Annotated in this window: 27 protein-coding genes; 14 read left to right on the forward strand and 13 right to left on the reverse strand. The window is 40.6% G+C overall.

The window, feature by feature from the left end:
- Positions 1-39 precede the first annotated feature (39 nt).
- The 5 genes from FIB07_11700 (at position 40) to FIB07_11720 (ending at position 4,534) form a co-directional block, all read left to right on the forward strand.
- On the forward strand, positions 40-1,332 hold the full coding sequence (locus FIB07_11700; protein ID NJD53518.1) for a DUF2318 domain-containing protein: 1,293 nt from the start codon (positions 40-42) through the stop codon (positions 1,330-1,332).
- A gap of 11 nt (positions 1,333-1,343) precedes the next feature.
- Positions 1,344-2,318: a phosphate/phosphite/phosphonate ABC transporter substrate-binding protein gene (gene phnD / locus FIB07_11705; GenBank protein NJD53519.1), complete on the forward strand. Its 975-nt coding sequence runs from the start codon at positions 1,344-1,346 to the stop codon at positions 2,316-2,318.
- Positions 2,281-3,036, forward strand: a complete 756-nt coding sequence (locus FIB07_11710) for an ATP-binding cassette domain-containing protein (protein ID NJD53520.1) — start codon at positions 2,281-2,283, stop codon at positions 3,034-3,036. The genes phnD and FIB07_11710 overlap by 38 nt, the downstream gene beginning before the upstream one ends.
- Positions 3,023-3,790 (forward strand): phosphonate ABC transporter, permease protein PhnE, encoded by a 768-nt coding sequence (gene phnE / locus FIB07_11715; GenBank protein ID NJD53521.1) that lies wholly within the window; start codon positions 3,023-3,025, stop codon positions 3,788-3,790. The genes FIB07_11710 and phnE overlap by 14 nt, the downstream gene beginning before the upstream one ends.
- 327 nt (positions 3,791-4,117) lie before the next feature.
- A complete protein-coding gene (locus tag FIB07_11720) occupies positions 4,118-4,534 on the forward strand; it encodes an ATP-binding cassette domain-containing protein (protein ID NJD53522.1) in 417 nt (138 codons plus the stop codon).
- Positions 4,535-4,623: 89 nt separating this feature from the next.
- Here FIB07_11720 and FIB07_11725 read toward each other — a convergent pair whose 3' ends face one another.
- A complete protein-coding gene (locus FIB07_11725; protein NJD53523.1) occupies positions 4,624-5,232 on the reverse strand; it encodes a helix-turn-helix domain-containing protein in 609 nt (202 codons plus the stop codon).
- A gap of 33 nt (positions 5,233-5,265) precedes the next feature.
- On the opposite strand from FIB07_11725, the gene FIB07_11730 reads away from it, so the two are divergent.
- The 3 genes from FIB07_11730 to FIB07_11740 all read left to right on the forward strand — a co-directional run bounded on the left by FIB07_11730 (position 5,266) and on the right by FIB07_11740 (position 6,900).
- Positions 5,266-5,406: a CbtB-domain containing protein gene (locus tag FIB07_11730; protein ID NJD53524.1), complete on the forward strand. Its 141-nt coding sequence runs from the start codon at positions 5,266-5,268 to the stop codon at positions 5,404-5,406.
- Complete coding sequence (locus tag FIB07_11735; protein ID NJD53525.1) at positions 5,369-6,121, forward strand: CbtA family protein; 753 nt, start codon at positions 5,369-5,371, stop codon at positions 6,119-6,121. The genes FIB07_11730 and FIB07_11735 overlap by 38 nt, the downstream gene beginning before the upstream one ends.
- Before the next feature lie 113 nt (positions 6,122-6,234).
- Entirely contained in the window at positions 6,235-6,900 is a 666-nt protein-coding gene (locus FIB07_11740) for a metal-dependent transcriptional regulator (GenBank protein NJD53526.1), read from the forward strand.
- 31 nt (positions 6,901-6,931) lie between these two features.
- Here FIB07_11740 and FIB07_11745 read toward each other — a convergent pair whose 3' ends face one another.
- The 6 genes from FIB07_11745 to FIB07_11770 all read right to left on the reverse strand — a co-directional run bounded on the left by FIB07_11745 (position 6,932) and on the right by FIB07_11770 (position 13,591).
- Positions 6,932-8,422, reverse strand: a complete 1,491-nt coding sequence (locus FIB07_11745) for a 4Fe-4S binding protein (protein NJD53527.1) — start codon at positions 8,420-8,422, stop codon at positions 6,932-6,934.
- 367 nt (positions 8,423-8,789) lie between these two features.
- The gene (locus FIB07_11750) at positions 8,790-10,187 is read right to left on the reverse strand and encodes a 4Fe-4S binding protein (protein ID NJD53528.1); all 1,398 of its coding nucleotides are present in this window, start codon (positions 10,185-10,187) and stop codon (positions 8,790-8,792) included.
- Positions 10,174-11,508 (reverse strand): hypothetical protein, encoded by a 1,335-nt coding sequence (locus tag FIB07_11755; protein NJD53529.1) that lies wholly within the window; start codon positions 11,506-11,508, stop codon positions 10,174-10,176. Before FIB07_11755 ends, FIB07_11750 begins: the two co-directional genes overlap by 14 nt.
- A gap of 68 nt (positions 11,509-11,576) precedes the next feature.
- A complete protein-coding gene (locus FIB07_11760) occupies positions 11,577-12,227 on the reverse strand; it encodes a methyltransferase domain-containing protein (protein ID NJD53530.1) in 651 nt (216 codons plus the stop codon).
- A 3-nt stretch (positions 12,228-12,230) separates the two neighbouring features.
- Positions 12,231-12,830 carry an AsnC family transcriptional regulator gene (locus FIB07_11765; GenBank protein ID NJD53531.1) on the reverse strand — a complete coding sequence of 200 codons (600 nt, stop codon included), beginning with the start codon at positions 12,828-12,830 and terminating at the stop codon, positions 12,231-12,233.
- Between the two features lie 56 nt (positions 12,831-12,886).
- On the reverse strand, positions 12,887-13,591 hold the full coding sequence (locus tag FIB07_11770) for a cytochrome C assembly protein (GenBank protein NJD53532.1): 705 nt from the start codon (positions 13,589-13,591) through the stop codon (positions 12,887-12,889).
- A 144-nt stretch (positions 13,592-13,735) separates the two neighbouring features.
- Here FIB07_11770 and FIB07_11775 point away from each other — a divergent pair, with 144 nt between their 5' ends.
- Positions 13,736-14,395 (forward strand): hypothetical protein, encoded by a 660-nt coding sequence (locus tag FIB07_11775; GenBank protein ID NJD53533.1) that lies wholly within the window; start codon positions 13,736-13,738, stop codon positions 14,393-14,395.
- Between the two features lie 46 nt (positions 14,396-14,441).
- Here FIB07_11775 and FIB07_11780 read toward each other — a convergent pair whose 3' ends face one another.
- From FIB07_11780 to FIB07_11805, 6 genes are read right to left on the reverse strand one after another with little or no spacing between them, the layout of a single operon-like run.
- Positions 14,442-15,299 carry a 3-oxoacyl-ACP reductase FabG gene (locus tag FIB07_11780; GenBank protein ID NJD53534.1) on the reverse strand — a complete coding sequence of 286 codons (858 nt, stop codon included), beginning with the start codon at positions 15,297-15,299 and terminating at the stop codon, positions 14,442-14,444.
- Positions 15,300-15,303: 4 nt separating this feature from the next.
- Positions 15,304-16,482 carry an acetyl-CoA C-acetyltransferase gene (locus FIB07_11785; protein NJD53535.1) on the reverse strand — a complete coding sequence of 393 codons (1,179 nt, stop codon included), beginning with the start codon at positions 16,480-16,482 and terminating at the stop codon, positions 15,304-15,306.
- Between the two features lie 14 nt (positions 16,483-16,496).
- Complete coding sequence (gene fabG, locus FIB07_11790) at positions 16,497-17,237, reverse strand: 3-oxoacyl-ACP reductase FabG (GenBank protein NJD53536.1); 741 nt, start codon at positions 17,235-17,237, stop codon at positions 16,497-16,499.
- A complete protein-coding gene (phaC, locus tag FIB07_11795) occupies positions 17,234-18,394 on the reverse strand; it encodes a class III poly(R)-hydroxyalkanoic acid synthase subunit PhaC (GenBank protein NJD53537.1) in 1,161 nt (386 codons plus the stop codon). The genes fabG and phaC overlap by 4 nt, the downstream gene beginning before the upstream one ends.
- A 16-nt stretch (positions 18,395-18,410) precedes the next feature.
- Entirely contained in the window at positions 18,411-18,884 is a 474-nt protein-coding gene (locus FIB07_11800; protein NJD53538.1) for a hypothetical protein, read from the reverse strand.
- 2 nt (positions 18,885-18,886) lie between these two features.
- Positions 18,887-19,972, reverse strand: coding sequence for a hypothetical protein (locus FIB07_11805; protein ID NJD53539.1), 1,086 nt, complete (start codon positions 19,970-19,972; stop codon positions 18,887-18,889).
- Between the two features lie 227 nt (positions 19,973-20,199).
- Here FIB07_11805 and FIB07_11810 point away from each other — a divergent pair, with 227 nt between their 5' ends.
- From FIB07_11810 to FIB07_11830, 5 genes are all read left to right on the forward strand, one after another.
- A complete protein-coding gene (locus FIB07_11810; protein NJD53540.1) occupies positions 20,200-20,382 on the forward strand; it encodes a hypothetical protein in 183 nt (60 codons plus the stop codon).
- 186 nt (positions 20,383-20,568) lie between these two features.
- Entirely contained in the window at positions 20,569-20,910 is a 342-nt protein-coding gene (locus tag FIB07_11815) for an acylphosphatase (GenBank protein NJD53541.1), read from the forward strand.
- A gap of 735 nt (positions 20,911-21,645) precedes the next feature.
- Complete coding sequence (locus tag FIB07_11820) at positions 21,646-24,153, forward strand: hypothetical protein (protein ID NJD53542.1); 2,508 nt, start codon at positions 21,646-21,648, stop codon at positions 24,151-24,153.
- Positions 24,150-24,491, forward strand: coding sequence for a hypothetical protein (locus FIB07_11825; protein NJD53543.1), 342 nt, complete (start codon positions 24,150-24,152; stop codon positions 24,489-24,491). The genes FIB07_11820 and FIB07_11825 overlap by 4 nt, the downstream gene beginning before the upstream one ends.
- Positions 24,492-24,493: 2 nt before the next feature.
- Positions 24,494-24,829, forward strand: coding sequence for a hypothetical protein (locus tag FIB07_11830; protein NJD53544.1), 336 nt, complete (start codon positions 24,494-24,496; stop codon positions 24,827-24,829).
- Positions 24,830-24,975 lie beyond the last annotated feature (146 nt).

Consider the following 24,975-nt stretch of genomic DNA (forward strand, 5'->3'; position numbering starts at 1 on the left):
CATCATAAGATATTAGGTGACCCTAATAAAGGTGAAATCATGTTTGAAACACTGACAATTACTTTAAGAGAAGGAATAGAAGCAGCGCTTGTAATTGGTATAATACTTGCATACCTTGGCAAGACCAATAAACAGGCGCTGAAAAAATATGTGTATGGTGGAATCATTGCGGCCGTAGCAGGAAGCATCGCAACTGCAATAGCAATCCAGATGCTTCTGGCAGAATGGAGTGAATTCATGGAAGGACTCATGTTTTTCATAGCAGCATTCTTCCTGGGAACGATGCTGATATGGATGCACCGCACCTCCAGGCATATTAAACAGGATATCGAGCAGGGTGTCGAAAGTGCCCTTAATAAATCGCAGGCGCTTGGTGTGCTGGCACTTACTTTTTTTATGATATACAGGGAAGGCGCAGAAATAGTATTGTTCCTCTCTGCAACGGCAAAAGAGGCAAATATAGGCTCGGCACTGGAAGGTGTCGCTGGTCTGGCACTGGCAGTCATGTTCGGCTACCTGTTCATTAAAGGCAGCCTGAGAATGGATCTCGGAAGATTTTTCAAGATAACAGGCGTGATGCTTGCCGTAATAATCTTCCAGTTGATAATCGGCGGTATCCATGAATGGTCGGAAGTGGGAATTATAAACCTGAACCAGACCGGAATGAGTATAATAGGTCCCCTGGTGAAGGAGTCTGCATCCATTCTATTCACAGGAATAATGCTTGGTTTCCTTGTGCTGTTGTTTGTGATGGTACCATGGAAGCAGATCAGCACCGAGGGCATTGAAGGAATTGAAAAAAGAAAAGCGCTCGGTGCCATGCGTAAAGAGAGAAACAGGAAAGCCACAGTGGGTATAGTAGCAGCATTTTTGATATTTGCTTTCGTGAGCGCCCAGATATCTGCGCTACCGTCCGGGGTAGATCCAAAGCCTGAAAAAGTGAGCACATCAGGAAGCATGGTGAAGATCCCCGCAGCAAGCGCATCTGACGGGAATCTGCATAAATACGTTTGCGATATGCAGCATGCACCAGGCGAAGCCTGCCCGATGCATGGCAGTTCAGGCGAAGCAAATGTGAGGATCCTGGCTATGACAAAGAGCGATGGGAGCGTTGCCGTAGCTTATGATGCCTGCGCCCTGTGCGGCGCTGCAGGGTATGTACAGGAAGGAGACGAATTGATATGCAAGCGATGCGGCGCGCCCATTAATCGCGATAGCCTGGAAATGGGTGGAGGATGCAATCCCATCCCTCTTAATTCCACACTTGAGGGTGAACAGATTGTTATAAAAACCGGGGATATCAAAGAAAAAGCTGACCTTTTCAGGAATTAAAGGAGTTAAAAATGAAAAAAACGATAATAATTGCTGCATTAATCATAGCAGCGGTCTTCTTATCTGGCTGCGTTACGCCAGAAGAAAAGCAAGTTGAACAAAAACAGCCCGGGACAACAACCCAGGAAACCAGACCAAAAATAACCATAGCTATCCTGCCCACGCAGCAAGCTGAAGAAATAATGCCCAAAGCAAAGGAACTTGAAAATTTCCTGGAATCAAGGGTAAATGCCGATATTGATGTGTATGTACCCATGAGCTACTCTGCTGTTGTCGAATCTCTCAGGTTCGGACATGCCCAGGTCGGCCTGATGAGCGCCTGGCCAATGGCTGCATCAGCAAAGCTGGCAGGAACCGATGTCGTGCTCTCTGAAATAAGAGAGGTCATAATAGACGGTGAAAAGACAAACCAGACCTATTATTATTCATACTATGTTGTCATGAAAAATTCCAGCTATACAAAACTGGAAGATTTGAGAGGAAAAAGAGCCGTATATGCAAGCCTGACCTCCACTTCAGGCTACCTGTTCCCGGTTGCAAAACTGGTTGAGAAAGGATTAATATCAACACCGGCCCCGGGAAAAGAAGCCGATCCGAAGGAATTCTTTGGCACGGTTGCTACGCCTGGCGGCTATGGTCCCGCATGGGATACGCTGAAGCGGGGCCAGGCTGATGTAGGCGTGATAGCCGGGGATGTCTCAGGGACGCTCTTTAAGGAGATAATGGATAATACCCGCATAATAGAGACGCAGGGTCCCATTCCTTCGCATGGCGTGGTTTTTGGCAAAAACCTCGAAGAACCTCTGAGGTCAGAACTGATAAATGCCTTCATGGAATTGAATGAACCTGAAAACAATGATCTTATGAGAAAATTGGTTTCGGCGATTTTCGTCGGATTCAAAAAAACAAGCAATGAGGAGCATCTTGCAGGTTTAAACACCGCCCTGAATGCTACGGGCTACAAACTCACGGAAAAACTGGGATAACATGGAAGAATATGCGGTAGAGCTTCGCAATGTGTGGTATGCACCTGACAGGGGCAACCACACCCTTAAGAATATTGACTTAAAGATAAAGCGCGGCGCGAGCATTGCTCTAATCGGGCCAAGCGGTTCCGGAAAGACCACGCTTTTCAAGATAATCACCCGTCTCCTGGAACCGTGCAGCGGGTCAGTACGTATCAAAGGGAGCACCGGGGAGCTTGAAAAACATAAAGTCGGTTATATCCCGCAGCAGCTCGGCCTGGTTCGAAGCCGTACAGCTCTTGAGAATGTCCTTATAGGCGCCCACTCCAGAATAGGATTTACAGGTACCTTGTTTGGAGTGTTCCCGAAAAAAGAAGTGGAACTTGCTTTGAAATACTTGGACATGGTGGGCATTGCACCCAAAGCTGGCATGAAAGTCTATACCTTAAGCGGTGGGGAGAGGCAAAGAGTAGCTATCGCCAGGGCATTGATGCAGGAACCGGAGATTATTCTTGCAGATGAATTTGTTTCTAACCTTGATATTGTAACTGGCAGGGAGATAATGGACATGATGATAAAAATAAAAGGAAAGGATACTACATTAATAATTGCAACGCATGATATTAATCTGGCCCGTGATTATAGTGAAACCACTGTGATCATGAAAAATGGGACCAGGATTGGAGAGATAAGTTCAGGGGAGCTTGACCAGGATAAGGTAAAGGATGTATTCACCTAATATAGTTAGTAAAGTACTTTTTTCAGGAATTGTATTATATCTGGCTTATTCTATAGGATTTTTCGACACCGAGAAAATTTACTCGGGAAGTAAGAATCTCATCGTTTTTTCAGGCGACCTCTATCCGCCCGATTTCAGAGTTGCCGGAACTTTATTGTACTCATTATTCGAAACCATCCGGATGGCTCTTATGGGCACTATATTGGGATTTATTGCAGCTTTTCCTCTTGGACTTCTTGGAGCCCGCAACATATCGGGAAGAAGCATAAGCGCGTTTGTCAGGCTGGTCCTCGGAGCTATAAGGACCATACCTGCGCTGCTGTGGGCGATAATATTTGTCGTAGCTTTCGGCCTTGGGCCTCTTCCCGGAACATTAGGTCTTGCGATATATTCCGTTGGCTACCTGAGCAAGCTCTACTACGAAGCGTTTGAGGCAGTTGACCAGGAAGTCATCGGGGCTGTCAGGGCAACGGGAATATCCCGTCTGAAGGAGATACGCTTCGTAATTATTCCTGAATCAATGAATCATATCCTGAGCCAGCTTTTCTTCATGTTCGAATACAATGTCAGGTCTTCTGCCATACTTGGCTTTGTAGGCGCCGGAGGCATAGGGTTCTACATGATGAACTACATCCAGCTTTTCCAGTACCAGCGACTTACAACTGCAATTCTGCTAACACTGGCAGTGGTATTGATCATCGACTTTGTAAGTGCCAGGATCAGGGACAAGTTCCTAACACAAATGCCTTATTAGGTTATCCTAAATAATAAATTCGTAAAACCGAATGATTTATATGTTAACAAAACAATTACTGGCTGATATGTCTAACCCGGACCAACTCCTATCCTATCTGTTAAGACTGTTTTTAGGGTTAGGTATATCCCCTGCTATGGGGTGATGGCATGATAGAAGCATTAAGAATAAATCTCAAAAATGAAAAAGATGCAGAATTCATCATCGGTAAAATTCTCGCTCTCGTAAACTGCAATAATAAAACCAAAAATGTAGAGGTCCAGAATGAGTTCTACAAGTACGACCCAAAAACTCCGATAATCCGGATTTTCGTGGACTGATAGTTATTTGAACCTGATAGGATGCCTCGATTCACCAACAAGCGGCTCTTTGCTGGTGAATGGAATTGAGACAACGAAGCCTGGCCAGAAGGAAAGAACGCGTTTTCGGCGCGAGAACATCGGTCTTGTTTTCCAGCAATTCCACATTGGGATGGAACACAGGCTGAATCACCTGTCCTCCCAGCTTTCCGGCGGGGAACAGCAGCGCGTGTGCATAGCGAGGGCGCTTATCAACCAGCCTCAGATTATATTAGCGGATGAGCCCACAGGAAATCTTGATAAAAATAATGAGGAAGCAGTTCTTGATATATTCAGGAAACTCCACAGCGAAGGAAGAACGATTGTGATCGTGACCCATAATCCTGAAATAGGAGAAATGGGGGACAAAATAATACGAATATCCCACGGTGAAGTAAAGTATTAATTGTATTGGGTCCTTATGATTAATTCGGAGTTCAAACGCTGCTGTCAAATGTCAATTTCAAAGCTGAAAGCCAGGAGGTAATCCGCTTTCTATTTGATTTTGACAATAATCTTCTTCCTCGTTACGGGAATTAATTTTTTCCATTCGATTGTGCAGTCTTTTTCTATCTTAAAATCCTCGGTTGTTGAATTTGGTGAGTTCCCGTTAACTTCATAGAGGTAAAGCCCATCTTCTCCATCGATAGCCATAACAAACTCTTTGCCCCCAACCGTTTTTAATTCTACCCCGGATACTCTTCTCAGGGCTTCCAGAATACTTGAACCTTTTTGCAGATCAATCGTGTGTGAGTCGGCAAGTTCATCAAGCATTCCGTATATGTTTTTTATTTTACTGCCAAGCACATGTGTTTTGCCAAACTTCCTTATTTCAATTAGATTTGCCCTCTCCAGAAGCTTAGCATGTTTAGCCACTACCGGAACAGAGAGATTTAATTCTTTTGCAATACCTGTGATATGCATTTCTTTCTTAGCCAATATTCTCAGCATTTTCGACCGCGTAGTACTGCTGAGTGCTTTAAAAATATCGTTAGCCATATGGGTAACAAGTATTGCTTGAATTGTTAAATATTTTACTCCTTCATGATCATCTAAGTTAATTGAGGTATAATAATGACAGAAATGATTAGTGAATACAGGCATGGATATAAGTATCGATATGAATTGGACTATGTAATGCTCGCAAAGCTTGCTATAATTTTTCTTACCATCGCCATTGCGATTTATATAATAGGATTTTCAAACTTTGAAAGCTTTCCAGCATTCCACGAGGGATTTCATGACCTACGCCACGCAGCAGGCTTCCCCTGCCATTAAAGGCTCACTGGATTTCTTATCAATTCTGAAAGCAGGAATTGTAACAGGTATGGTTGCAGGCACAGCTCTCGGAGGACTTCTCCTTTTATTCCTGACGCCAATCATATTGGAAGCAGAAACTTACGAAATCCAGATACCTGATTCCCATCCATTAATTCCACGAAATATTGTTCACTTCTGGACATTCGCCGGAGCAATAATGCTTGGAATCCTCTATTCTATAATATTCACTTTCGTGTATACTATGGTTCAACACAGGATTCCTGTAAAAAACGCTGAGTTTAAAAGTCTGATTATGGCTTTAAACGGTTTTTTAGTAGCGGTGCTTGTCCCTTCTCTCTATTTGCCGCCTGACCCGCCTGGCATGGAAACCTCGCTATCTGTGATGACAAGGCAAAGCATCTTTATCGCTATGATCATTGCTGGTATTCTTGCTTCAATAGCCTTCTGGATTATTTATTCACATTTATCCCGGAAATATAATCCCATGTCCGGGCTTTCAACAGGAGCAATTGCCTTTGTCGTCATAATTATCACTGCCTTCTTATTGTTTCCTCCTAATTCCAGCATACCTTCAATTCCTTCAGATTTACTATGGAAATACAGGGTCGAGAGCCTTGGAGTTATGTTTACTTTCTGGGTAACTATGGGAGTAATGGTTAATACCATGCTGGAATATTTTAGACCACACATTAGGATTTCAGAAACAGGATAATACATATCCCACTGTGAAGTACCCACTGTGAAGTACCCACTGTGAAGTACCCACTGTGAAATACCCACCGTGAAGTAAACTATTAGTCATCAAGAAGCCTACTGAAATCATATATGACAAAAGAATCCCCAAGGATAGAAGAATATCTGGAGTATATATATAAACTGCAGGAGATACATGAATCCGCCACCACTTCGAAATTAGCAGAACGCCTGGAGTTAAGCCCTTCATCCGTCTCAGAGATGCTAAAGCAGCTCGAACAGAAGGGACTTGTGAAGTACGCTGAGAAAGGAGTAGTGTTGACAGGAGAAGGTGAACTAAAAGCCAGGAAAGTGATACGAAAACATCGCCTTTCTGAGCGTCTGCTTACGGATATTCTGGGTTTTAAATGGGATAAAGTGCATGAAGAAGCATGCAGGCTTGAACACGATATAAGTCCTGAAATGGAGGAAAAAATCGAAGAGAAACTGGGTAATCCCAAAACATGCCCTCATGGTTATCCGATACCTGATAAAGAAGGGTTGATAATTCAAGATAACACTGTAAAACTTTCAGAACTCAAAGCAAATGAAAAAGGAGTCATTATAAGCGTTTTTGAGGAGAACTCCGAGATGCTGCAGTATCTGGGAAGCCTTGGATTATATCCCCAGGTTGAGGTTGAGATAAAGAGCATTTCTCCGTTTGGGGGACCGATTCTGATCATGGTGTCAGGGGAAGAGAAATCGCTTGGAAAGGAACTTACCGAAAAGATATTAGTACAAAAATCAGGAATGATTTGAATGAAAAAGATGTCCTCAAAAAGAGGACAATTTAATGGCCGCGTGCTGCCATAGGTACGGTGTACATCCACAGGGCTATCAATCCGAACATCAGCATCAGCACTATATAAGGCAAAACCGATGATTTCGAATTGGGATTATTCTGCGATATTTTGTATGCTGTGTAAATACTTCCCAGAACTCCCAGTACCGAAAGGATATACTGGATTATCTGAATCGTGGGCATATTCAGGATCGATGGATCACCTGTAATATTCCATCCCACAAGCGAAGCTGAGGTATATATTACAGACAAGCCTTCACCCAGGAAATGCTTTGCATTGTGGGCAAGGTGTATTCCAAGTCCCAGGGGGATAAGAGCATATCCATAGCGAACGAAGTTGGAAAGTGTTGTTTCCGCAGGAACGTCCATATCAATGTTCAATTGCGCAGATGAGTCAGAGATTACATTTGTATTCTGTGTTTTTGTCGGCAATATACCCGAAATGAAACTTGCACCCAGCATTAACAGGAGAGCTATTACCATTGCTGCTGCAAACATTATTGTCCATGCAATTGTGAAATTGGCGATGCCAGTGGTGCTTTCAAACCATTCCATGAACGGCCCCCATACTTCAAGCATGACTACGGTCTGGACTACCACGATCCCGATAAGGGCTGTTGCAAGGAAAGATTCTTCAAACCGCGGTTTCTTTATGAACCAGAGTTCACTTGTAGGAGGTCGCGGCGTTATTCTTATGGCATCAGAATGGCATGTCTTTATGCAGTTTGAGCAGAAATTGCAGAACCTGTTTGAATCCATTGTTCTCGGATACTCGAACATTGAGCATCCTGCAACCTTCCCGTCTCCTTTAAAGCATGTCGGAGTCTTGCAGGCTTTGCATTTTTCGCTGTCAGCCCGCAGTTCCAGCGCCGAACTCATGGAATAATTGCTTGACAGGCCGCCCAGGAAACACAGATAGCGGCACCAGGCTCTCCGTTCATATACTGCGCCCATAAGGACTACGCCGATGAACACGAAAAGCAGGAGATAGCCAGTGTTCCTTGGATTTTCCACAAGCCCGAGTACTGAATCAACCCAGGTTATTACCAGGAAAGCAAATATTATGATCCAGACACCATAAGTCTGGAGGAATTTTGGAACTTTCCTATGCATCCCCACATTTCTTTGCACTTCATCACTGATTCGTGACATGGGACAAACTGAGCACCATAATCTTCCGAAAACAAGGAACAGGACCGGCAAGATTGGCCACAGGAATATCCATACCATTACAGAGCCGAAATTAAGAGCTGTTTCCTCAGGTCCAAAAAACAGCTGGATGACAAGGATGCCAAATATTAACATTGTTGGCAAAACAAATATCAATGGGTACCATTTGCTTTTTAAAAGGGATTTAATCTGAGGATTATTAAGGAAATTTATTTTACTGAGCTTCCCGGTGTTGAATGCAACAAATCCTAAAGCCACTATGGCAAGGAGGAACAAAGCTATGACTGACCAGTTGACCTGTCCTTCCATGGAGTGACCGCCTTCACTTGTTGTGGCTGCATGATCTGATGCAGGCATGTCGCCCATATCCATATTTCCCATGTCCATACCCTGTTCATTTGCAACAGCTGGCAAAACGAAAGCAGCCAGCAGCAAAATCGTATATATAATTAACAATTTTTGAGGTTTCATATATATCTCATAATCCCGGTTTACATCTATTGTGTATGTTTTACACTCATTGTGTGTGTTTTACACCCATCGTAAACAAGTCTTATTGATCACTCCCTGTATATAAAGGAATATCATTTAAAACTTAATTATAATGTTTTTGCAGGAAACAAGCCACAGCTTTGCCCTGCAAATCGTGATATCAATGGGCTGCTAAGGCAAATGATCAGTGTTTATGCATTATCGGCTGCCCGAGTATCCAGAGATTCAAAATGAAAAGTATGAGAACGAAGACCAGTACTGGGAAATATGCCATATCTGTGCGAGACATCCTCCTTGAAATATTTTTGCCGATTGAAATGGAGAAACCCAACCCGATAAACATAAGCAGCCACTGGGTCAGGAGAATATAATTATTATCGAGAAGCGGGGCGGGCATATATCCTGAAGTCCCGAATATATCCCATCCAAAACCAAAAGGATCCGAAAGTACAGGAACGATCCCGGTTCCTTCTTCCAGTAAATGGCGGAGATTATGGGACAGGTGCATCAGCAATCCCAGGGGAATGATTGAGTAAGCATAGCCTGTGAAGGTTTCTTTAAATGATGTTTTTGGATTGAGCAATTTTGAAACAGCGATGATTATCGAATAGATAAGAATGGGAATTACAGATGAAGCAATAAATAAAACGAATCGAACTGTATCATAACCGGCGCCTGTATAGATCATTAAACCCTGTGTAAAAACAGCCCACGGCCGTATCATTATTAGTGTCTGGAATATAGTCACTCCGAGGAGCAACAGGATAAAAAGGGCTTCATCCATCCTGGTCTTTGTCAAATTCAAAAAATCTCCTGCAAAAGAACGAAGATTTAAGGAAATATTATCCCTGCGGCAGGTTTTAACACATTCCATACAGAGGATACAATGTGTATTTTTCTCCATGGTCCCCGGATATTCGAATACCGGACATGGATATCCATTTTCGCTGCCTGATATACAGTATTTTTCCTTACAGGCTTTACATGTTTCTTTCTCCTTTACTCTCAATTCAACAGGTGCGAACATCGAGTATAAACCTATTAATCCGGTTATAGGGCATACATACCTGCAAAAGGATCGGCGTTCAAAGATTATCGATATTACTACAATAAGACCCAGCAAAGCAACAATAAAATATGCTGTCAAAAGCGGGCTGTTCACAAGATTGAACTGGAAATCAGCCCATGTGATCGCAAGGAAAAGCGCCGCTGCAATAGACAGGTTTCTGAATCCTGCGGGGAATTTCCTGAAACCGGAAGCGTCATCAACTTTTTTCAAAGTGTGATGCTGTACCCATTCCCCGATAGCACCAAAAGGACATATAAAACACCATACCCTTCCTGCAAGAGCCAGGCTTATTATCAGAAGCGACCACCAGATAACCCAGATTGAAATGGTTGTAAGGCTCTTGTTGCTGTTCTGGATTCCGAAAAAGCCTGCAATCACCACTATTGCAAATAGCAGGACTGCTGGCAGATGGAATAGGAACCGGGTTTTGTGGTTCTTGAGAAGCGATACTACAGCCTTCTGTTGAAGCACATCGTATTTTCTTTTTTCCGGGTTATTTTTATCGTTTTCCATGTTTTCTTAAGAATCCCATAATTATGACCGATACTATAACCGGAACAAGAACCAGTCCCAGGAATAGTGGCTCCGGTTCTGTAAAAGAATCTGTCAGGTCATCGTTTATTTTGATACTCCTGCCAAATGTCCATATCCTGCCATCGTATTTCCCGGCTGAAAAAAATATATCTCCGCCGTCCCCCGTATTTAAGTATGTATCCGGGATATTTTCCGCCTGCCATGCAACATACACATTGCTTCCTTCGACCCCTATTTGAGGGTCGTAATGCTTACCTTTGATATCATTTACTTTTACATTTTTTATGAATTCAATGCTTCCATTCTTCTTCTCACCTTTTGAGAAATAAATGTCAGGCCCGCCGTTTCGATCATCTTCCCATACAATGAAGATTTCACTGCCTCTCACAACAATTTGAGGATGCATCTGATCGCCTATCCCATCGTCATTTACCCGGATGTCGCTGTCAAATTTCCAGCTTTCATTTTCGAACCTGCCTGTTGAGAAGTATATATCAAAATCTTTATTCCTGTCATCATACCATGCAACATACACACTTGAGTTTTCAAATACAATTGAAGGAGTATAATGGGATACATTTGCAGACTCATCATTCACCCTCACATTCGTCCTGAATCTCCATGTCCCGTTTTCTTTGGTCCCGTGTGAAAAATAAATATCATAATTGCCATTTCTCGCATCCAGCCAGGCAATACACACATTTTTTTCATCATCCATAGAAAGTGATGGTGCATAGTGCCAGTTACCTGCGGGATCATCATTGACCCGTACCGGTTTATCGAACCTGTAAACACTGTTTATAGAACGTCCCTGTGCGAATTCAATATCCCAGGTTTTCTTGTTCATCTTTGCCACATATACGGTTTCATTCAGGATTGCAATGGAGGGCAGCACATGGCTTCCTGTATCTTCAGCAACCGGTATATCTTTTTTAAACCTTATATCGTTTTTTTCAGAGTATGAAAAATAAAGCTCTTCAAATCCATATCTGTCATCTTCCCAGACTGCATAGATATTACGGTCATCAACGGCTATAGAGGGTGAACCGTGCCCTGTAGTTCCTTTAATTTCATTTATCCTTATATTTCTATCAAAAACCCAGGTATTTTTGAATCTTCCTTTTGAAAGATATATGTCCCCGGATTTATGAGGTATATTGTTCATTATCCGTGAATAATTGCCATTTCGCTCATCGGCCCAGACAATGTAAACAGTGCCATTATCAGCAGCTAAGGATGGAAACCACTGGAGGGAAGGAGCAGGCTCTTCAGAAGAGGTGGCATTTCCAGGAAAATTCATATTCAAGGCTATAATTGCAATTATAAGAATAAGGAATACGCGTTTTTGTTTTATCATTTTATTGCCATTTATCGGGATTTTATTGCCCTGTACAGGGAAAGCGTGCCAAAAAGCATCATAAATCTTGCAGTCTCTTCCACCTGTTCAAATCCCGCTTTCCGGAACATATCGGGCAGCAGCCCATCTATGTTCTCTTTTGTTTCTTCAAGATGCCTGAACACCAGTGATATCAAATACATTAGAGCATTATGTGGTTTCCCGAAATCTGCAACATGCAGTTCTCCCCCGGGTTTCAGAACCCTGAATATTTCTTTAAATGTCCGGTGTTTGTTTTCCCGGCTCAGATGGTGAAAAACCAGGCTTGAAACTACACGGTCGAAAGTACTGTCCGGATATGGCAGTTCAAACGACATCCCCTGGTCAAATTTGATGTTAATGCCTGCATTTATTACTTTTTTCCTGGCCATCTTGAGGATTTCAGGATCTGCGTCAAGACCTGTCACTTCAGCATCCGGATGAACTTTCTTTATGAGAATGGTGAGTGTGGCTGTACCGCAGCCGATGTCAAGTACATTATAACCCTTTTCTATTTTAGCCTGCTCAATAAGGCTGCGCTTGAATGTGGATTCACGCATGAGCAACTGCATTATCGGATCATAAAAAGGTGTAAACCATTTATAGCTGAGTGCAGGGATATATTTATTGTAATTTGTGTCCATACTTTAAATCTTTGCTATCATTTTACTGTATTTCTTTTCAAACTCTCCCTGACAGGTGGTGCAGCAAAAGAAATAGTCTTTATCATCGAATTTCTTTCTTACTGCATCTCCTGCCATTCTCTTTTCGCAATAAGAACAGGTCAGTGTTATGCTGGAGGACGCAAGAGGAATCGTTGACTCCTTTGCGAATGCGTTTTTTACTGATAATATACGGATGTTATTCACATCAGTGAGGTCTATACTCTCCTGTATTGCAAGAATCCGCTGCATGTCCCCCGCTACTCTTGAAACGATGGCTGTATCAGAATCAGAGGTTACATACAGCTCCTTAACCTCTTCAATCCCCCGGAGCTCTTCAGTTATCCTGCTGACAGCGCCGGGTTTTGCGTTTACAAGGAGTATCGCTTCGGTTATCCCCAGCTTGCTGTTATCGATATCTATTGTGAACTTATTGATAATTCCGAGTTCAAGCATCCTGTCAACACGGCTCTTGACCGTGGGAACGCTTGTAAGACAGCGCTTTGCGATCTCCTGGAATGATTCCCTGCTATTGCTCTGCAAATGTGCCAGTATCTTTACATCGAGATTGTCCAGTTCTATCATATATATATTTACAAGGAGTGTAAACTTAAGTACTTTACGGCTTATTTTTGTATTTTTCACAGGTTCTTCGCACGTTTCATAGAAGCAATCTTTTCAGCCAGTTTCTCATTGTCCATGCGTAAAATGATCAGAGATGCCAGGAGAAGGAAAAATGCAATGACGTTCATAAGAACCGTACCAATCACAGTATCCCCGCTGATACCTCCTCCTCCCGGTCCTATCACAACCGGATGAACGGTAGCCCTGTTCCATAACCTGATGGACAGGAAACTTAATGGTACACTTATAAAGCCGAAAATGCCAAAAACTGCGCAGAGCCTTGCGCGTTTCTCAGGTTCATCTATTGATTTTCTCACCATGAGATAGGATAAGTAGACCAAAAAAAGAACAAGAGAAGTGTTTAACCTGACATCCCAGGATACCCAGTACTCGCCCCATGCTGATCTTGCCCATATTGAACCGGTAATAAGAGTAAGGAATGCGAATATAATTCCGATTTCCGATGCCGAAACTGCTATTATATCCCATTTTTCCAGCTTTGTCCGCAGATACATAAAACCGGATGCAAATACAATTGCAAAAGCCAGATAAGCGGTTGCTGCTATGGGAACATGAAAGTAGAATATTTTGAAGTTTACCGGATCTCCTGCAGCTTCCATAGGATCAATGGGAACAGGCGCAAGAAAGAATATCATATAAATCGAAACAACCAGTGCTGTTGCCGTCAATAAAAAAAGTATTTTTTTCGACATATCAAGGATATTGATAAATTCCATAACTATATTGGTTTCCATTTACAAAATGAGTAAATATTCTCATATTTTTTATATTTTTTAAGCACAAACCATATAAATGATTAATTTAAAGTTATCCATATCGTTTTCCATCGATAATAGCGAGGATAAATGATACTTAGTTCAGATTCTTTAATACAATCTCTTGCCCCTTTACTTACCACACTGATAAGCCTGTGTTTTACAATTTCGGTGTTTTACCAGTATTCACAAAGGAGGAAAATATACCAGTTTATCTGGGGGATTGGGCTTCTTATTTTTTCAATTACCACCTTATTTGAGTTTATTTCCGAGATATATGGCTGGGATATGCCCATGTACCGGGCTTATTACGTACTAATAGCCTCTCTTGTTGCGATATTGGGGCTTGGGACAGTTTATCTATTCAACAGGCGCGCTGGAAAATATTTAACCATTTATTTTGCGGTGGTTATAGCTGCTCTTATTATTTTAACCCTGAATGCCGATGTTGCTTCTGAAAAACTGAAAGGGAGAATCGTCGGAGGCAGTGCCATGCCTGCCAATGTTAGAATGATATCCCCGTTTCTTACAATCCCGGGCTCAATCGCATTAATCGGCGGCGCCTTATATTCCTTGTACATCACACGAAGAAGTTATAACTTATTCATCGCGATAGGTGCGCTCCTGGTGGCATCCGGGGGCGGTCTATCCAGATTTGGCATGGAATGGGCGCTCTATGTACTCGAACTGCTTGGTGTTGCTGTGATGTATATCGGGTTTATAAAAAGCGAAGAAAAGATCAAAAAATAAAGGAATCATTGGAAGAGGCACACAGAATTGTTAACTAACAATTAAATCAGATATAGAGTCCTCCATTTATGTCAATAACCTGTCCTGTAATATAATCCCCTTCCTGCGATGCAAGAAAAGCAACAGTCCCTGCGACCTCGGAAGCTTTACCAAGCCTGCCAAGAGGAATTTTCGCAAGAATCTTATCCATTACATCGCCAGGGACACCTTTTACCATATCGGTTTCAATAAATCCGGGTGCAATTGCGTTCACGGTGATTCCCTTCCCTGCAAATTCTTTCGCAAGCGCCTTTGTGAGTCCAATCACTCCTGCTTTTGATGCAGTATAATTTGCCTGCCCGAAATTGCCCATTCTTCCGATGACTGAAGAAATATTGATTATCCTGCCGTACTTTCTCTCAAGCATTCCTTCTATGAACGCCTTGGTGCAATAGAAGGACCCGTCCAGATTCACATGCATAACATCATTCCACATGTCAGAAGTCATTTTTACAAAAGATTTATCCCTTACTATTCCGGCATTATTGATCAGGATGTCCAGTTTCCCGAATTGTTTTATGACTTCCTCCTGCATCTTTTTTACCTGCTCAAAATCACTGACATTTGCCTGGCATATATAAGAGTGCTTTTCAATAGCGTCCAGTTGTCTTAAAAACTCCTTTGCATGTTCTTTATTATTCATCCTGTGTATCTGCGAGGCAATTTTTTCAAGCCTGTCTGCCATGCCCATCATGTCGATGAGCTTTGAAACCGTCTCAGCATGCTCTTTCGTATTCTGGTAATTAATTATCACGTCCGCCCCTTCTTCTGCGAGGCGTAAAGAGATAGCTTTCCCGATACCTCTTGAGCCTCCGGTGACCAGGGCAACCTTACCATCCAGTCTGCCTTTCTTCCTGCAACCCATAAATTCACCTCTTTACAACAACGGCTATACCCTGCCCTCCTCCGATACAGAGGGTTGCAAGGCCGTATGCGCCATTCCTTCTCTTTAATTCATGGAGAAGTGTAACAAGTACCCTTGCGCCGCTTGCCCCTATGGGATGTCCCAGGGCTATGGCGCCGCCGTTAACGTTAACCTTTTGGGGATCAAGACCAAGTTCCCTGTTGACCGCAATACTTTGCGCCGCAAATGCCTCATTTGCCTCAATAAGGTCAAGCTGGCTTACGGAAAGATTTGCCCGCTGCAAAGCTTTTTTACTTGCATTGATCGGCCCTGTGCCCATAATATCAGGAGCTACCCCTGATAAACCATAGCTTTTGATAGTTGCAAGGGGAACAATCCCTTTTTCTTTCGCTTTCTCTTCAGACATTAAAAGCAAAGCAGCTGCACCATCATTAATCCCCGAAGAATTGCCTGCTGTCACAGTACCGTCTTTTTTAAATGCGCTTTTCAGTTTAGCAAGCGATTCTTTTGTTGTCCCGAACCTCGGGAATTCATCAGTATCAAAAAGAACAGGCTCGCCTTTTGGAACAGGGATCGGCAAAGGAATGATCTCGTCCCTGAATTTCCCGGCTTTAATGGCAGCCTCCGCTTTATTCTGGCTCTTTGCTGACAGATCGTCCTGTTCATCCCTGGAAATCCCGAACTTTGCAGCTACATTCTCTGCTGTAATGCCCATATGATAATTATTGAAAATATCCCACAGACCGTCATGAACCATCAGGTCCACAAGTTCATCATTGCCCATTTTGGCTCCCCAGCGGGCCTTTCTTAAGGCGTAAGGGGTATTTGACATTGACTCCATGCCGCCTGCCAGTACAACATCAGCATCGCCAAGCATTATAGCCTGTGCCCCAAGGACAACTGATTTTAAACCTGAGCCGCACACTTTATTTACGCTGAATGAGGATACTTCTACCGGGATACCTGCGCTAATCGCCGCCTGGCGTGCAACATTCTGGCCATGCCCTGCAGAAAGTACATTTCCCATTATGACTTCATTAACTTCGGTTCCTGCTATATTTCCCCGCTTTAATGCTTCCTTCAATACCACAGAACCAAGTTGCGCCGGATTAAAATCTTTAAGACTTCCACCAAATTTTCCTATTGCGGTACGGGTCGCAGAAGCGATTACTACATTCTTCATAGTTGCCACCCGGATTACAGGAGGAGTCCGCCATCAACAGAAAGGACTGCCCCATTAACGAAATTCGCCTCATCCGAAGCAAGATATAACAGTGCATATGCGATATCATCAGGCTGGCCAAGTCTTTTTATCGGTGTTTTTTCCTTCATCATCTCAAGTATTTTTTCAGGTACAGTTGCAGTCATCGGGGTATATATAAATCCCGGAGCCACCGCATTGACCCTTATTCCCTTTCTTCCCAGTTCCTTGGCAAGGGTTTTTGTCAATCCGATCAGTCCTGCTTTTGCTGCTGAATAATTTGACTGGCCGATATTACCGTACAATCCCACAATTGAAGACACATTGATGATTTCGCCTGTCCCATGGGTTGTCATTGCTTCTACAACTGCCTGGATGCAGTTAAAAGGTCCCTTGAGGTCTATGGTAATGACTTTGTCCCACTGGTCTTCAGTCATTTTGGAAATCAATGCATCCTGGATAATTCCTGCATTATTGATCAGGATATCGATCTTTCCATATCTTTCCAGTGTATCTTTTACAACTTCTTTTGATTGCTCCCTGTCAGATACATCAAGCTTTGCAAAGAATGCATCACTTCCGTTATTCCTTATCATTTCCGCTGTTTCCTGGCCTCCTTTTTCATTCATATCCGCCACTACGACTTTAGCGCCCTCTTTTCCAAACAGTATTGCAGTCTCCCGGCCAATGCCGCTTCCTGATCCTGTTATTATTACGACCTTGTTTTCAACTCTCATTTCATGATCTCCTTCGATTTACGATTACTTTTCTTATTTTTGCTTTTCTTTACACCGGTTTTATTTTGATCGCTACCCGCATCTGTGCTTCCGGGAGTTTCATCTTGGCTGGCAATGGACCTTGGTTTTAACCATTGTGCGATTTTCGGGCAAACTTCATTCTGGGATTTTGAGCCAACGAACATACCAATATGACCGGTCGGGAAGACCATAGATTCTTTATCAGTACTCGATACAGCCTCTGTCAGGGGTTTACTTGACTCATTCGGAACAAGATGATCAAATTGTGCCATAATATTAAGCAAGGGCATGGAAATTTTCTTCAAATCGATCCTTTTTCCTCCGATTTCCATTTTGTTTTTGATCAGGAGGTTCTTCTGGTAACAGTCTTTCATGAACTGCCTGTAAGCTTCACCTGCCTGGCCCGGGCTGTCAAATATCCATTTTTCCATGCGCAGGAAATTTTCTACGGTTTTCTTATCATCGATCCGTTCTAAAAATCCCACATATTTATCGATCATAAGCCTGAAAGGATCAAGAAGAAGGAATCCCATGTTCAGGAAATCCCCGGGAACTATACCGTAGTAGTCCACTATTTTGTCCACGTCCATTTCTTTTGCCCAGATATTGAGCAGGGATTTATCGGTATCAAAGTTGATAGGTGCAACGAAACTTATCAGGTTTTTTACCTTTTCAGGGTGAAGTGCTGCATACATCGCGGATAGAGTTCCGCCCACGCATACGCCTAATAAGGAAATTTTATCTTCTCCCGATTCTTTCCTTACATAATCCACAGCGTTATTCAGATAGCCATTTACATAATCATCTATCGTGAGATATTTGTCCATTCCCGATGGGTATCCCCAGTCAATTGCATAAACGTCAAAGCCTTTATCCAGCAGGTTCTTTATTACACTTTTATCTGGCGAAAGATCCAGGATATAATACCGGTTTACAAGAGCGTATATCATAAGAACAGGAACCGGGAAGGGATTTTTCACTGTTGGTTTATAGTGATAAAGTTTCATTTTATCTTCACTATATACTATCTTATGAGGGGTTGTTCCCACGGAAATTTCGGTCAATTCTGAAATTATTTCACAACCCTTTGTAAATTTTGTAAAATTTTCTTCAATTAAATTAAGTCCGTTCGTCATTTGAATCATAAAATAATCATTTTCCCTGCGATAGTTCGTTGATTTTCCGGTTCAATTCTCGTACTGTTTTTTTAAGAGAATATAACTCCCTGTTCAGTTCATCAATATCTGTACTTGTGGGCAGATTCATGGGTTTTAGTAAATTTTCTTCAAGCATTTCCCGGTTGTATTTTTGAGCGTCGATCAAAAGTGAGGTGATTTTACCCATATCCCTGGCAAAATGACCTGATCCCAGGAATTCCTTAAAGGTATCGCTGTAGGTCTCAATCCAGATATTGTATATTTCTTTATTTTTCTCAGGACTTATCTCACACCCCATATTTGCGGTTTTGTCATGCATCCTGTTCATTGCCTCAAGGGAGAGATTCGAAAAGTCAGAAATAGAGTCCATCCATACATTATAAAAGTCCATAAAGAGAGGAAAAACTTTCATCATTTTTTCTGTTTTCTCTCTTGACGGGCCAATAGCAGGTATTTCACCAGGGTTCATATTCAAACCCTGGAGCGTGCAGCGCGTGTATATGAATCCATCCACGTTTTTGACATTTTTATGGATGCGTTGGCATAGAGTTTACATGCATCCCTTATAGGCTCTATCATCTCTTTGACCGGAGACACCATTGGCATCTTATCAAAGACATCTTCAATAGCCTTTTCATGCATCTTCACCCAGAGATTAAAGAATTCTTTACAAGCTTCGGGGTCATTCATGATCCTAGAATGATCCTTGAATTTTTCGTGCATTCCTTCCATAGCCGAAATCCATGATTTATATAGATTCAGGCTGATATTGCTGCTCTCTATGAAATTCTCGAACGCTTCGTTAGATGATATCGCAGACTGCGGGTCAATCATTTTTTTATAGTTTTCTTTATATGTATTTACCCACAGGTCAAAAAATTCTTTATAAGCCTCAGGGCCTGCAGTGCCTTTTGAGATCTTCTCTATATTCCGGGAGAGCTTTTGCATGGTTTCCATCCACGGGTTATACAGTTTATTAAAAGAATCTCTCCACATTGCTGACATTTTCAACAGGGTTTCAGAATAGAAATCGGGTATGCCTGTATAATTTCCAAATATCTCTTTCTGGTATTTAATTGCGGGTTGTTCTATAAAGTCATTCGACATTTTGTCATAGGACTTCATCCACATTTCAAAACACTCTTTGAATTTTGCAGGGTCAGCCCCATTTTTAAGTAATTCAGCTGTCTTTCTTGTATTTTCTTCTGATTCTTCTATCCATGCCCTGTAAAGTTTATTTGATTCACCTGATATTTTTATGAAGTTTTCAAGTGTTTCTTTAGGCGCAGGGATCGAAACAGGATAGAACTTTCCAAACGAATTTTCGTATGTTTTCATCCATTCGTCATAAAATTCCTTATAATTATCCGGCGCCGAGTTTAAGGAGATTTCTTTTGTCTTATCAGACATTTCTCCCATCAGTTCAACCCATGGTTTCAAAATTTTTGTATGGGATTCATCCCACATTTTCGAGACATCGCCACAGGTATCAGACCATATCTTATAGGCATCTTTATTTATTTCAAATTCTGTGCTGGTATCATGTTTCTTGACCATAACTGCTCACATCTTATTGTTCTGTTCATAATTTCGCGATCTGTGACCGCCACATTGATGCAATTTAATTCAAACCTGCAACCATCCCGTTTTTATATCACAGGCCGATAACTGCATCATACTTATGATGGTGATCATATAAAAAGTTTTCGCAGTTTATGCATTTTATCTTTACCCAAGGAAAAACTATATATTCGGAAAAAATAAATCATTGATCGGTGAGAAAAATGGGCGTTAATGATAATACCATGGACGAGATATTCAATGAGAGGGCATACTATCTATTCGATATGGATAAACTGTTTCTTGAAAGATTAGACGAACAGATTCCAGGAAACAGGATAAGTATCCCCCAGGATTTCTTTATATCCACGCAGGACCGCTTAGAGGCTTTAGCTGTAAGTGAATAAAATAATAATGCAACCGCAATAATCTGTTTAAATAACGGGAATAGAGGAAGGGCCTGATGCCCAACCTTTAAAATTGGATTATATTGTTATATTCTCTTGTGAGAGAATACCCGGAGGCGCAGCCGCCAAAAATTTAATAAACGGAAAGTGTAATGTCTAAAAGTGAAGTTATCCCAATATTTAAATATGTTTAGGCATTACATTGTATTCTATATGACGGCTTCGACTCATAGCATAACAATCACAGGAAATGTTCAGGACATTGGTTTCAGGAACACCATAGAGCATATTGGAAGGGCGTTTGGTCTGCCGGGGATGGTTTTTAATGCAAAAGACGGTAGTGTTAAAATCCTTTGTTCAGGTGAGGATACCGAGATAAATAATTTCACTCAAGAAATAAGGATACGGGGAACAGAAAAAGGCGCTGAAATTGCTGGTATCAAAGAACAGAAATTATCTGTATATATTGAACTTCCAGATAATTTCACAAAAGTATCGTCTGATGATGAAATCGATATCGGAAGATAGCTGGATGCGGGGGTCGAAGTATTGAAAAACATAAAGGGGGATACCTCAGAAATAAAGGGGGATATCTCAGCAATAAAAGGGGATACCTCGGCACTTGTTATAGAAATGCGAGAGCATAACAAAGAGCGGAGAGCACATAACACCCGCCTCGAAGCGATCCTTGAAAAATTGGCGGAGAAATAATGTTTGAGCGCATCAAAAAAATCAATGGTCAGGAGTATCGCTATCTTGTCAAATCGGTAAGGGTAGATGGAAAAATAAAGCAGAAGGTTATTAAATATCTCGGAAAAGTCGAGGAGAGATAAAATATCGACGCTCAAAGTTGCGATAAGAGCGGTGATCCAGGAGCGTAGATAGCTGAGAGTCTTGCGTCAGCAAAGTTCGCATCACTGGTAGGTAGATCACTGGAACTGGATCACCCTGATAGATCACTATATTTTTATTTTTGCGCTTTTGGATTAATTGAATCGACAAGCTGCGGCGATATAAGAAAATCAGCAAAATAAAATGAAATCACTAAGCAGCGACAAAAAAAACGGTATATAAGCTGGACTATATGCAGTTTTAAGCACCTGCATAAAATCTCCAAGGTATGAAGACCTGTAATGATGACCACTCTTCACATGATTTGCACAATTCGGTTTATGTACGACATATTCTTTATTAATATCTAAAATGATAGAAGGGAAAAATCATGAGACATAAAGTTTATATGATAGTCATTGAGGATAAACAATGGAATCTAAAGAGTTTAATTTTTTAATGTATTCTATAGCACTTGGAAATTGGGATTACGCTTTAATCATGACCGATAGGCTAAAAAAAGAGGCAGATTCTAACCAAATTGCTGTTTTAGCTGATATTAGGAAAACAATTATTGCTATAAAAAAAAAGGATTTTAAAACCGCAAAGAAACTATGGAAAAAAATACAAATAAAAGGAGTAAAATTAAATGACAAAACAGTTAATTTTGCCAAGGCTAGTTATTATGATTTACTCGCTGATTCAAATAAAAATGATATAAAAATAAAAAAATATCATTTAAAAGTTAAAGATTATTATGAGAAAATTGAAGACCCGATCTTGCTATCATTAGTAGATGCATGGATATCCGAGAAACCTAATGAAACTGCTGAATTATATAAAAAAGTAGCGGATGAACTTACGAAAGCAGAGGACACAGAGAATGCCCATATGGTTATTGCATTGTCTCATATCTTACTGGCAAATTCATCTGATAAACCTGATGAAAAAGCAGAGCTCTTTAAAAAAGCAGCAGATGAATTTACAAAAGCAGGGGACATAAAGGGCGCCCATATATACACTGCACAATATTATGTCTCACTGGTAGATGCATCTGATAAACCTGATGAAAAAGCAGAGCTCTTTAAAAAAACAGCTGATGAATATACAAAAGCAGGGGACATAAAGGTCGCCCAAATTTACACTGCGATGTATTATATGTCACTGGCAATTGCATCTGATAAACCTGATAAGGAGGCAGGACTCATTAAAAAATCTGCAAAATTCTATAAAAAAGCAGCCGATGAATATACAAAATTAGGCGACATAAAGAACGCCCAAATATACACTGCACAATATTATGTCTCACTGGCAAATGTATCTGATGAACCTGATGAGAAAGCAGAGCTCTTTAAAAAAGCAGCAGATGAATTTACAAAAGCAGAGGATATAAAGGAAGCTCAAATATACACTGCGCGGTATTATGTCTCACTGGCAAATGCATCTGATAAACCTGATGAAAAAGCAGAGCTCTATAAAAAAGCAGCAGATGAATTTATAAAAGTAGGGGACATAGCGGGCGCCCAAATATACACTGCACATTATTATGTCTCACTGGCAAATGCATCTGATAAACCTGATGAAGAAGCAGAGCTCTATAAGAAAGCAGCAGAATTTTTCAAGAAAGCAGCAGATGAATTCATAAAAGCAAGTGATTCAAAGAACACTAATATTTTCACTGCACAATATTATCTCTCACTGGCAAATTCATCTGATAAACCTGAAACAGCAGAGCTCTTAAATAAAGCAGCAGAATTTTTCAAGAAAGCAGCGGATGAATATACAAAAGCAGGGGACATAAAGGGCGCCCATATATACACTGCACAATATTATGTCTCACTGGCAAATGTATCTGATAAACCTGATGAAAAAGCAGAGCTCTTTAAAAAAACAGCTGATGAATTTACAAAAGTAGGGAAATTAAAGGACGCCTATATTTACACTGCACGGTATTATGAGTCTCTAGCAGATTCAAAAGGCAAACTTGATGAGGCGGTAGGACTCTATAAAAAATCTGCAAAATTTTATAAAAAAGTGGCAGATGAATTTACAAAAGCAGGGGATATAAAGGAAGCTCAAATATACACTGCGCGGTATTATGTCTCACTGGCAAACGCATCTGAAAAATCCGATGAAAAAGCAGACTTCTATAAAAAAGCAGCTGATAAACGAAAAGAAGCAAAAGATAAAGAAACAAATGTCCATAAATTATTAGCTAAGTATTACTTTTTCCTCTCTCTAAATGAAAAAAATGAAGTTGAATCTGAAAAGTTTCAACAATTAGCCGCTGAACAAACTGATTTAGGATGGCTTTATTTAACGCAAATTGCTTTTAACGAATCCAAAAAATCAAAGCTCAGTAATGAAATCGTATTAGAACTAATAATAAAATTTTATACAAAGTATTTACACTCTAAAAATGAAAGTTTTCCTGTGTCCAGTATTTATTTATGCGGAGATGTAACCGGCAACTCAGCATATCGATTTAAAGAAAGAATGTTGGATTATTTCATATTTAATATAACATCTTTTCCACGTAATAAATTTAAAAATAGTCCACAGTTTAAAGAGGAAGTAAAGAAAAATGATTTTGTTCTTATGATTCTCGACAGAGATATTGATGACGAACTTTTTTACCAATTAGGTTTAATAACGGGTATGGGAAAACCGACGATGGTTCTTATCTCAGAGAAAATTAAAAAATCATTGAATAAATTTATTACAAAAGTTGCGTCTATTACATCTAATGAGGAGCTTGCTTTCACAGCACTTAAATTATTCTCGGTTATCAAAAGTGGAGAATCGTTAGAAATTGAAGATAAAACGGAGAAATCAACATTCGATGAATTAATGCGAGGATTTAAAGAAAAACCACTTTTTATTCCAGAATCAGCACTCGAAATAACGAAATTGCAGAGACATCATGGTGGTAGACCATGACAGATGATATGATGGGACTTGACCTTGACCTACAGATTGATCAACTTGGAGAAGAAGCGAAATTAATAGCAAAGAAAAAGAAAGAGTTATTAGAAAAAAGAAATAAACAATTCTGTGATTTAATAAAAAATGAAGTTATAAATGAATTAGAGAAGAAATACGATTTTAAAGGTTACAGAAAAAATATGGGTGAATTTTGTAATAAATTTGATGAATTTTTGGTTGATTTTGAAAAAAATATTGATACTAATACAAAAGAAACAAAAAAAGCATTAAAAGAAAAAATTCCTCCATTGAGAGAATTTACTGAATTCATTAAAAAGTTCAATGAGGGTTAATTTTGAACGACCGAATGAAACCATTAATTGATTCAACTTATCCCGCGCTTATGGCAGGTTTATGCCTGACCTTCTTTGCGATTTCGCCTGTTACAGCAAGCAAGTTTGCAGTTAGTTTGGTTTCAACGGCTTCACTATTCTTTATGATAAGTTCGATTTGTATTTTTATACAATCTGTAAATAATGAATGGAAGACAACTCCTGATGAATCTCAAGAATATAATAAACAAAGTTTTTGGAAATTAGGAAAATGGACTTTTTTTCTTGGAATAGTTATACTTGTTTTTGCTACGTTTTTGATTGTTTATAATCTTTGGTTGCATCAATGGATATTCTAATTTATTTGGACATTTCAATCCCACAAATTTTACAGAAAACTCCAAATAAAATACAAATATAAAATGTTAATTATTTATATATTTTAAATATGTAACTCATTTTCATAAACGAATTATTTGAAAATCCTCTCTACCTCAGAATGCCT

Source organism: Candidatus Methanoperedens sp., assembly GCA_012026795.1.
Classification (GTDB): Archaea; Halobacteriota; Methanosarcinia; order Methanosarcinales; family Methanoperedenaceae; genus Methanoperedens.

Coding starts and splice junctions, on each gene's coding strand:
- fabG (NJD53536.1), bottom strand. CDS start 17,237: ATGAGAGTTGAAAACAAGGTCGTAATAATAACAGGATCAGGAAGCGGC.
- FIB07_11730 (NJD53524.1), top strand. CDS start 5,266: ATGCTCGCAAAGCTTGCTATAATTTTTCTTACCATCGCCATTGCGATT.
- FIB07_11765 (NJD53531.1), bottom strand. CDS start 12,830: ATGATAGAACTGGACAATCTCGATGTAAAGATACTGGCACATTTGCAG.
- FIB07_11780 (NJD53534.1), bottom strand. CDS start 15,299: ATGGGTTGCAGGAAGAAAGGCAGACTGGATGGTAAGGTTGCCCTGGTC.
- FIB07_11755 (NJD53529.1), bottom strand. CDS start 11,508: ATGAATTTTCCTGGAAATGCCACCTCTTCTGAAGAGCCTGCTCCTTCC.
- phnD (NJD53519.1), top strand. CDS start 1,344: ATGAAAAAAACGATAATAATTGCTGCATTAATCATAGCAGCGGTCTTC.
- FIB07_11815 (NJD53541.1), top strand. CDS start 20,569: ATGTTTAGGCATTACATTGTATTCTATATGACGGCTTCGACTCATAGC.
- FIB07_11805 (NJD53539.1), bottom strand. CDS start 19,972: ATGGTCAAGAAACATGATACCAGCACAGAATTTGAAATAAATAAAGAT.
- FIB07_11800 (NJD53538.1), bottom strand. CDS start 18,884: ATGAACCCTGGTGAAATACCTGCTATTGGCCCGTCAAGAGAGAAAACA.
- FIB07_11710 (NJD53520.1), top strand. CDS start 2,281: ATGCTACGGGCTACAAACTCACGGAAAAACTGGGATAACATGGAAGAA.
- phaC (NJD53537.1), bottom strand. CDS start 18,394: ATGACGAACGGACTTAATTTAATTGAAGAAAATTTTACAAAATTTACA.
- FIB07_11785 (NJD53535.1), bottom strand. CDS start 16,482: ATGAAGAATGTAGTAATCGCTTCTGCGACCCGTACCGCAATAGGAAAA.
- FIB07_11810 (NJD53540.1), top strand. CDS start 20,200: ATGGGCGTTAATGATAATACCATGGACGAGATATTCAATGAGAGGGCA.
- FIB07_11820 (NJD53542.1), top strand. CDS start 21,646: ATGGAATCTAAAGAGTTTAATTTTTTAATGTATTCTATAGCACTTGGA.
- FIB07_11825 (NJD53543.1), top strand. CDS start 24,150: ATGACAGATGATATGATGGGACTTGACCTTGACCTACAGATTGATCAA.
- FIB07_11760 (NJD53530.1), bottom strand. CDS start 12,227: ATGGACACAAATTACAATAAATATATCCCTGCACTCAGCTATAAATGG.
- FIB07_11745 (NJD53527.1), bottom strand. CDS start 8,422: ATGGAAGGACAGGTCAACTGGTCAGTCATAGCTTTGTTCCTCCTTGCC.
- FIB07_11750 (NJD53528.1), bottom strand. CDS start 10,187: ATGGAAAACGATAAAAATAACCCGGAAAAAAGAAAATACGATGTGCTT.
- FIB07_11775 (NJD53533.1), top strand. CDS start 13,736: ATGATACTTAGTTCAGATTCTTTAATACAATCTCTTGCCCCTTTACTT.
- phnE (NJD53521.1), top strand. CDS start 3,023: ATGTATTCACCTAATATAGTTAGTAAAGTACTTTTTTCAGGAATTGTA.
- FIB07_11740 (NJD53526.1), top strand. CDS start 6,235: ATGACAAAAGAATCCCCAAGGATAGAAGAATATCTGGAGTATATATAT.
- FIB07_11725 (NJD53523.1), bottom strand. CDS start 5,232: ATGCCTGTATTCACTAATCATTTCTGTCATTATTATACCTCAATTAAC.
- FIB07_11735 (NJD53525.1), top strand. CDS start 5,369: ATGACCTACGCCACGCAGCAGGCTTCCCCTGCCATTAAAGGCTCACTG.
- FIB07_11700 (NJD53518.1), top strand. CDS start 40: ATGTTTGAAACACTGACAATTACTTTAAGAGAAGGAATAGAAGCAGCG.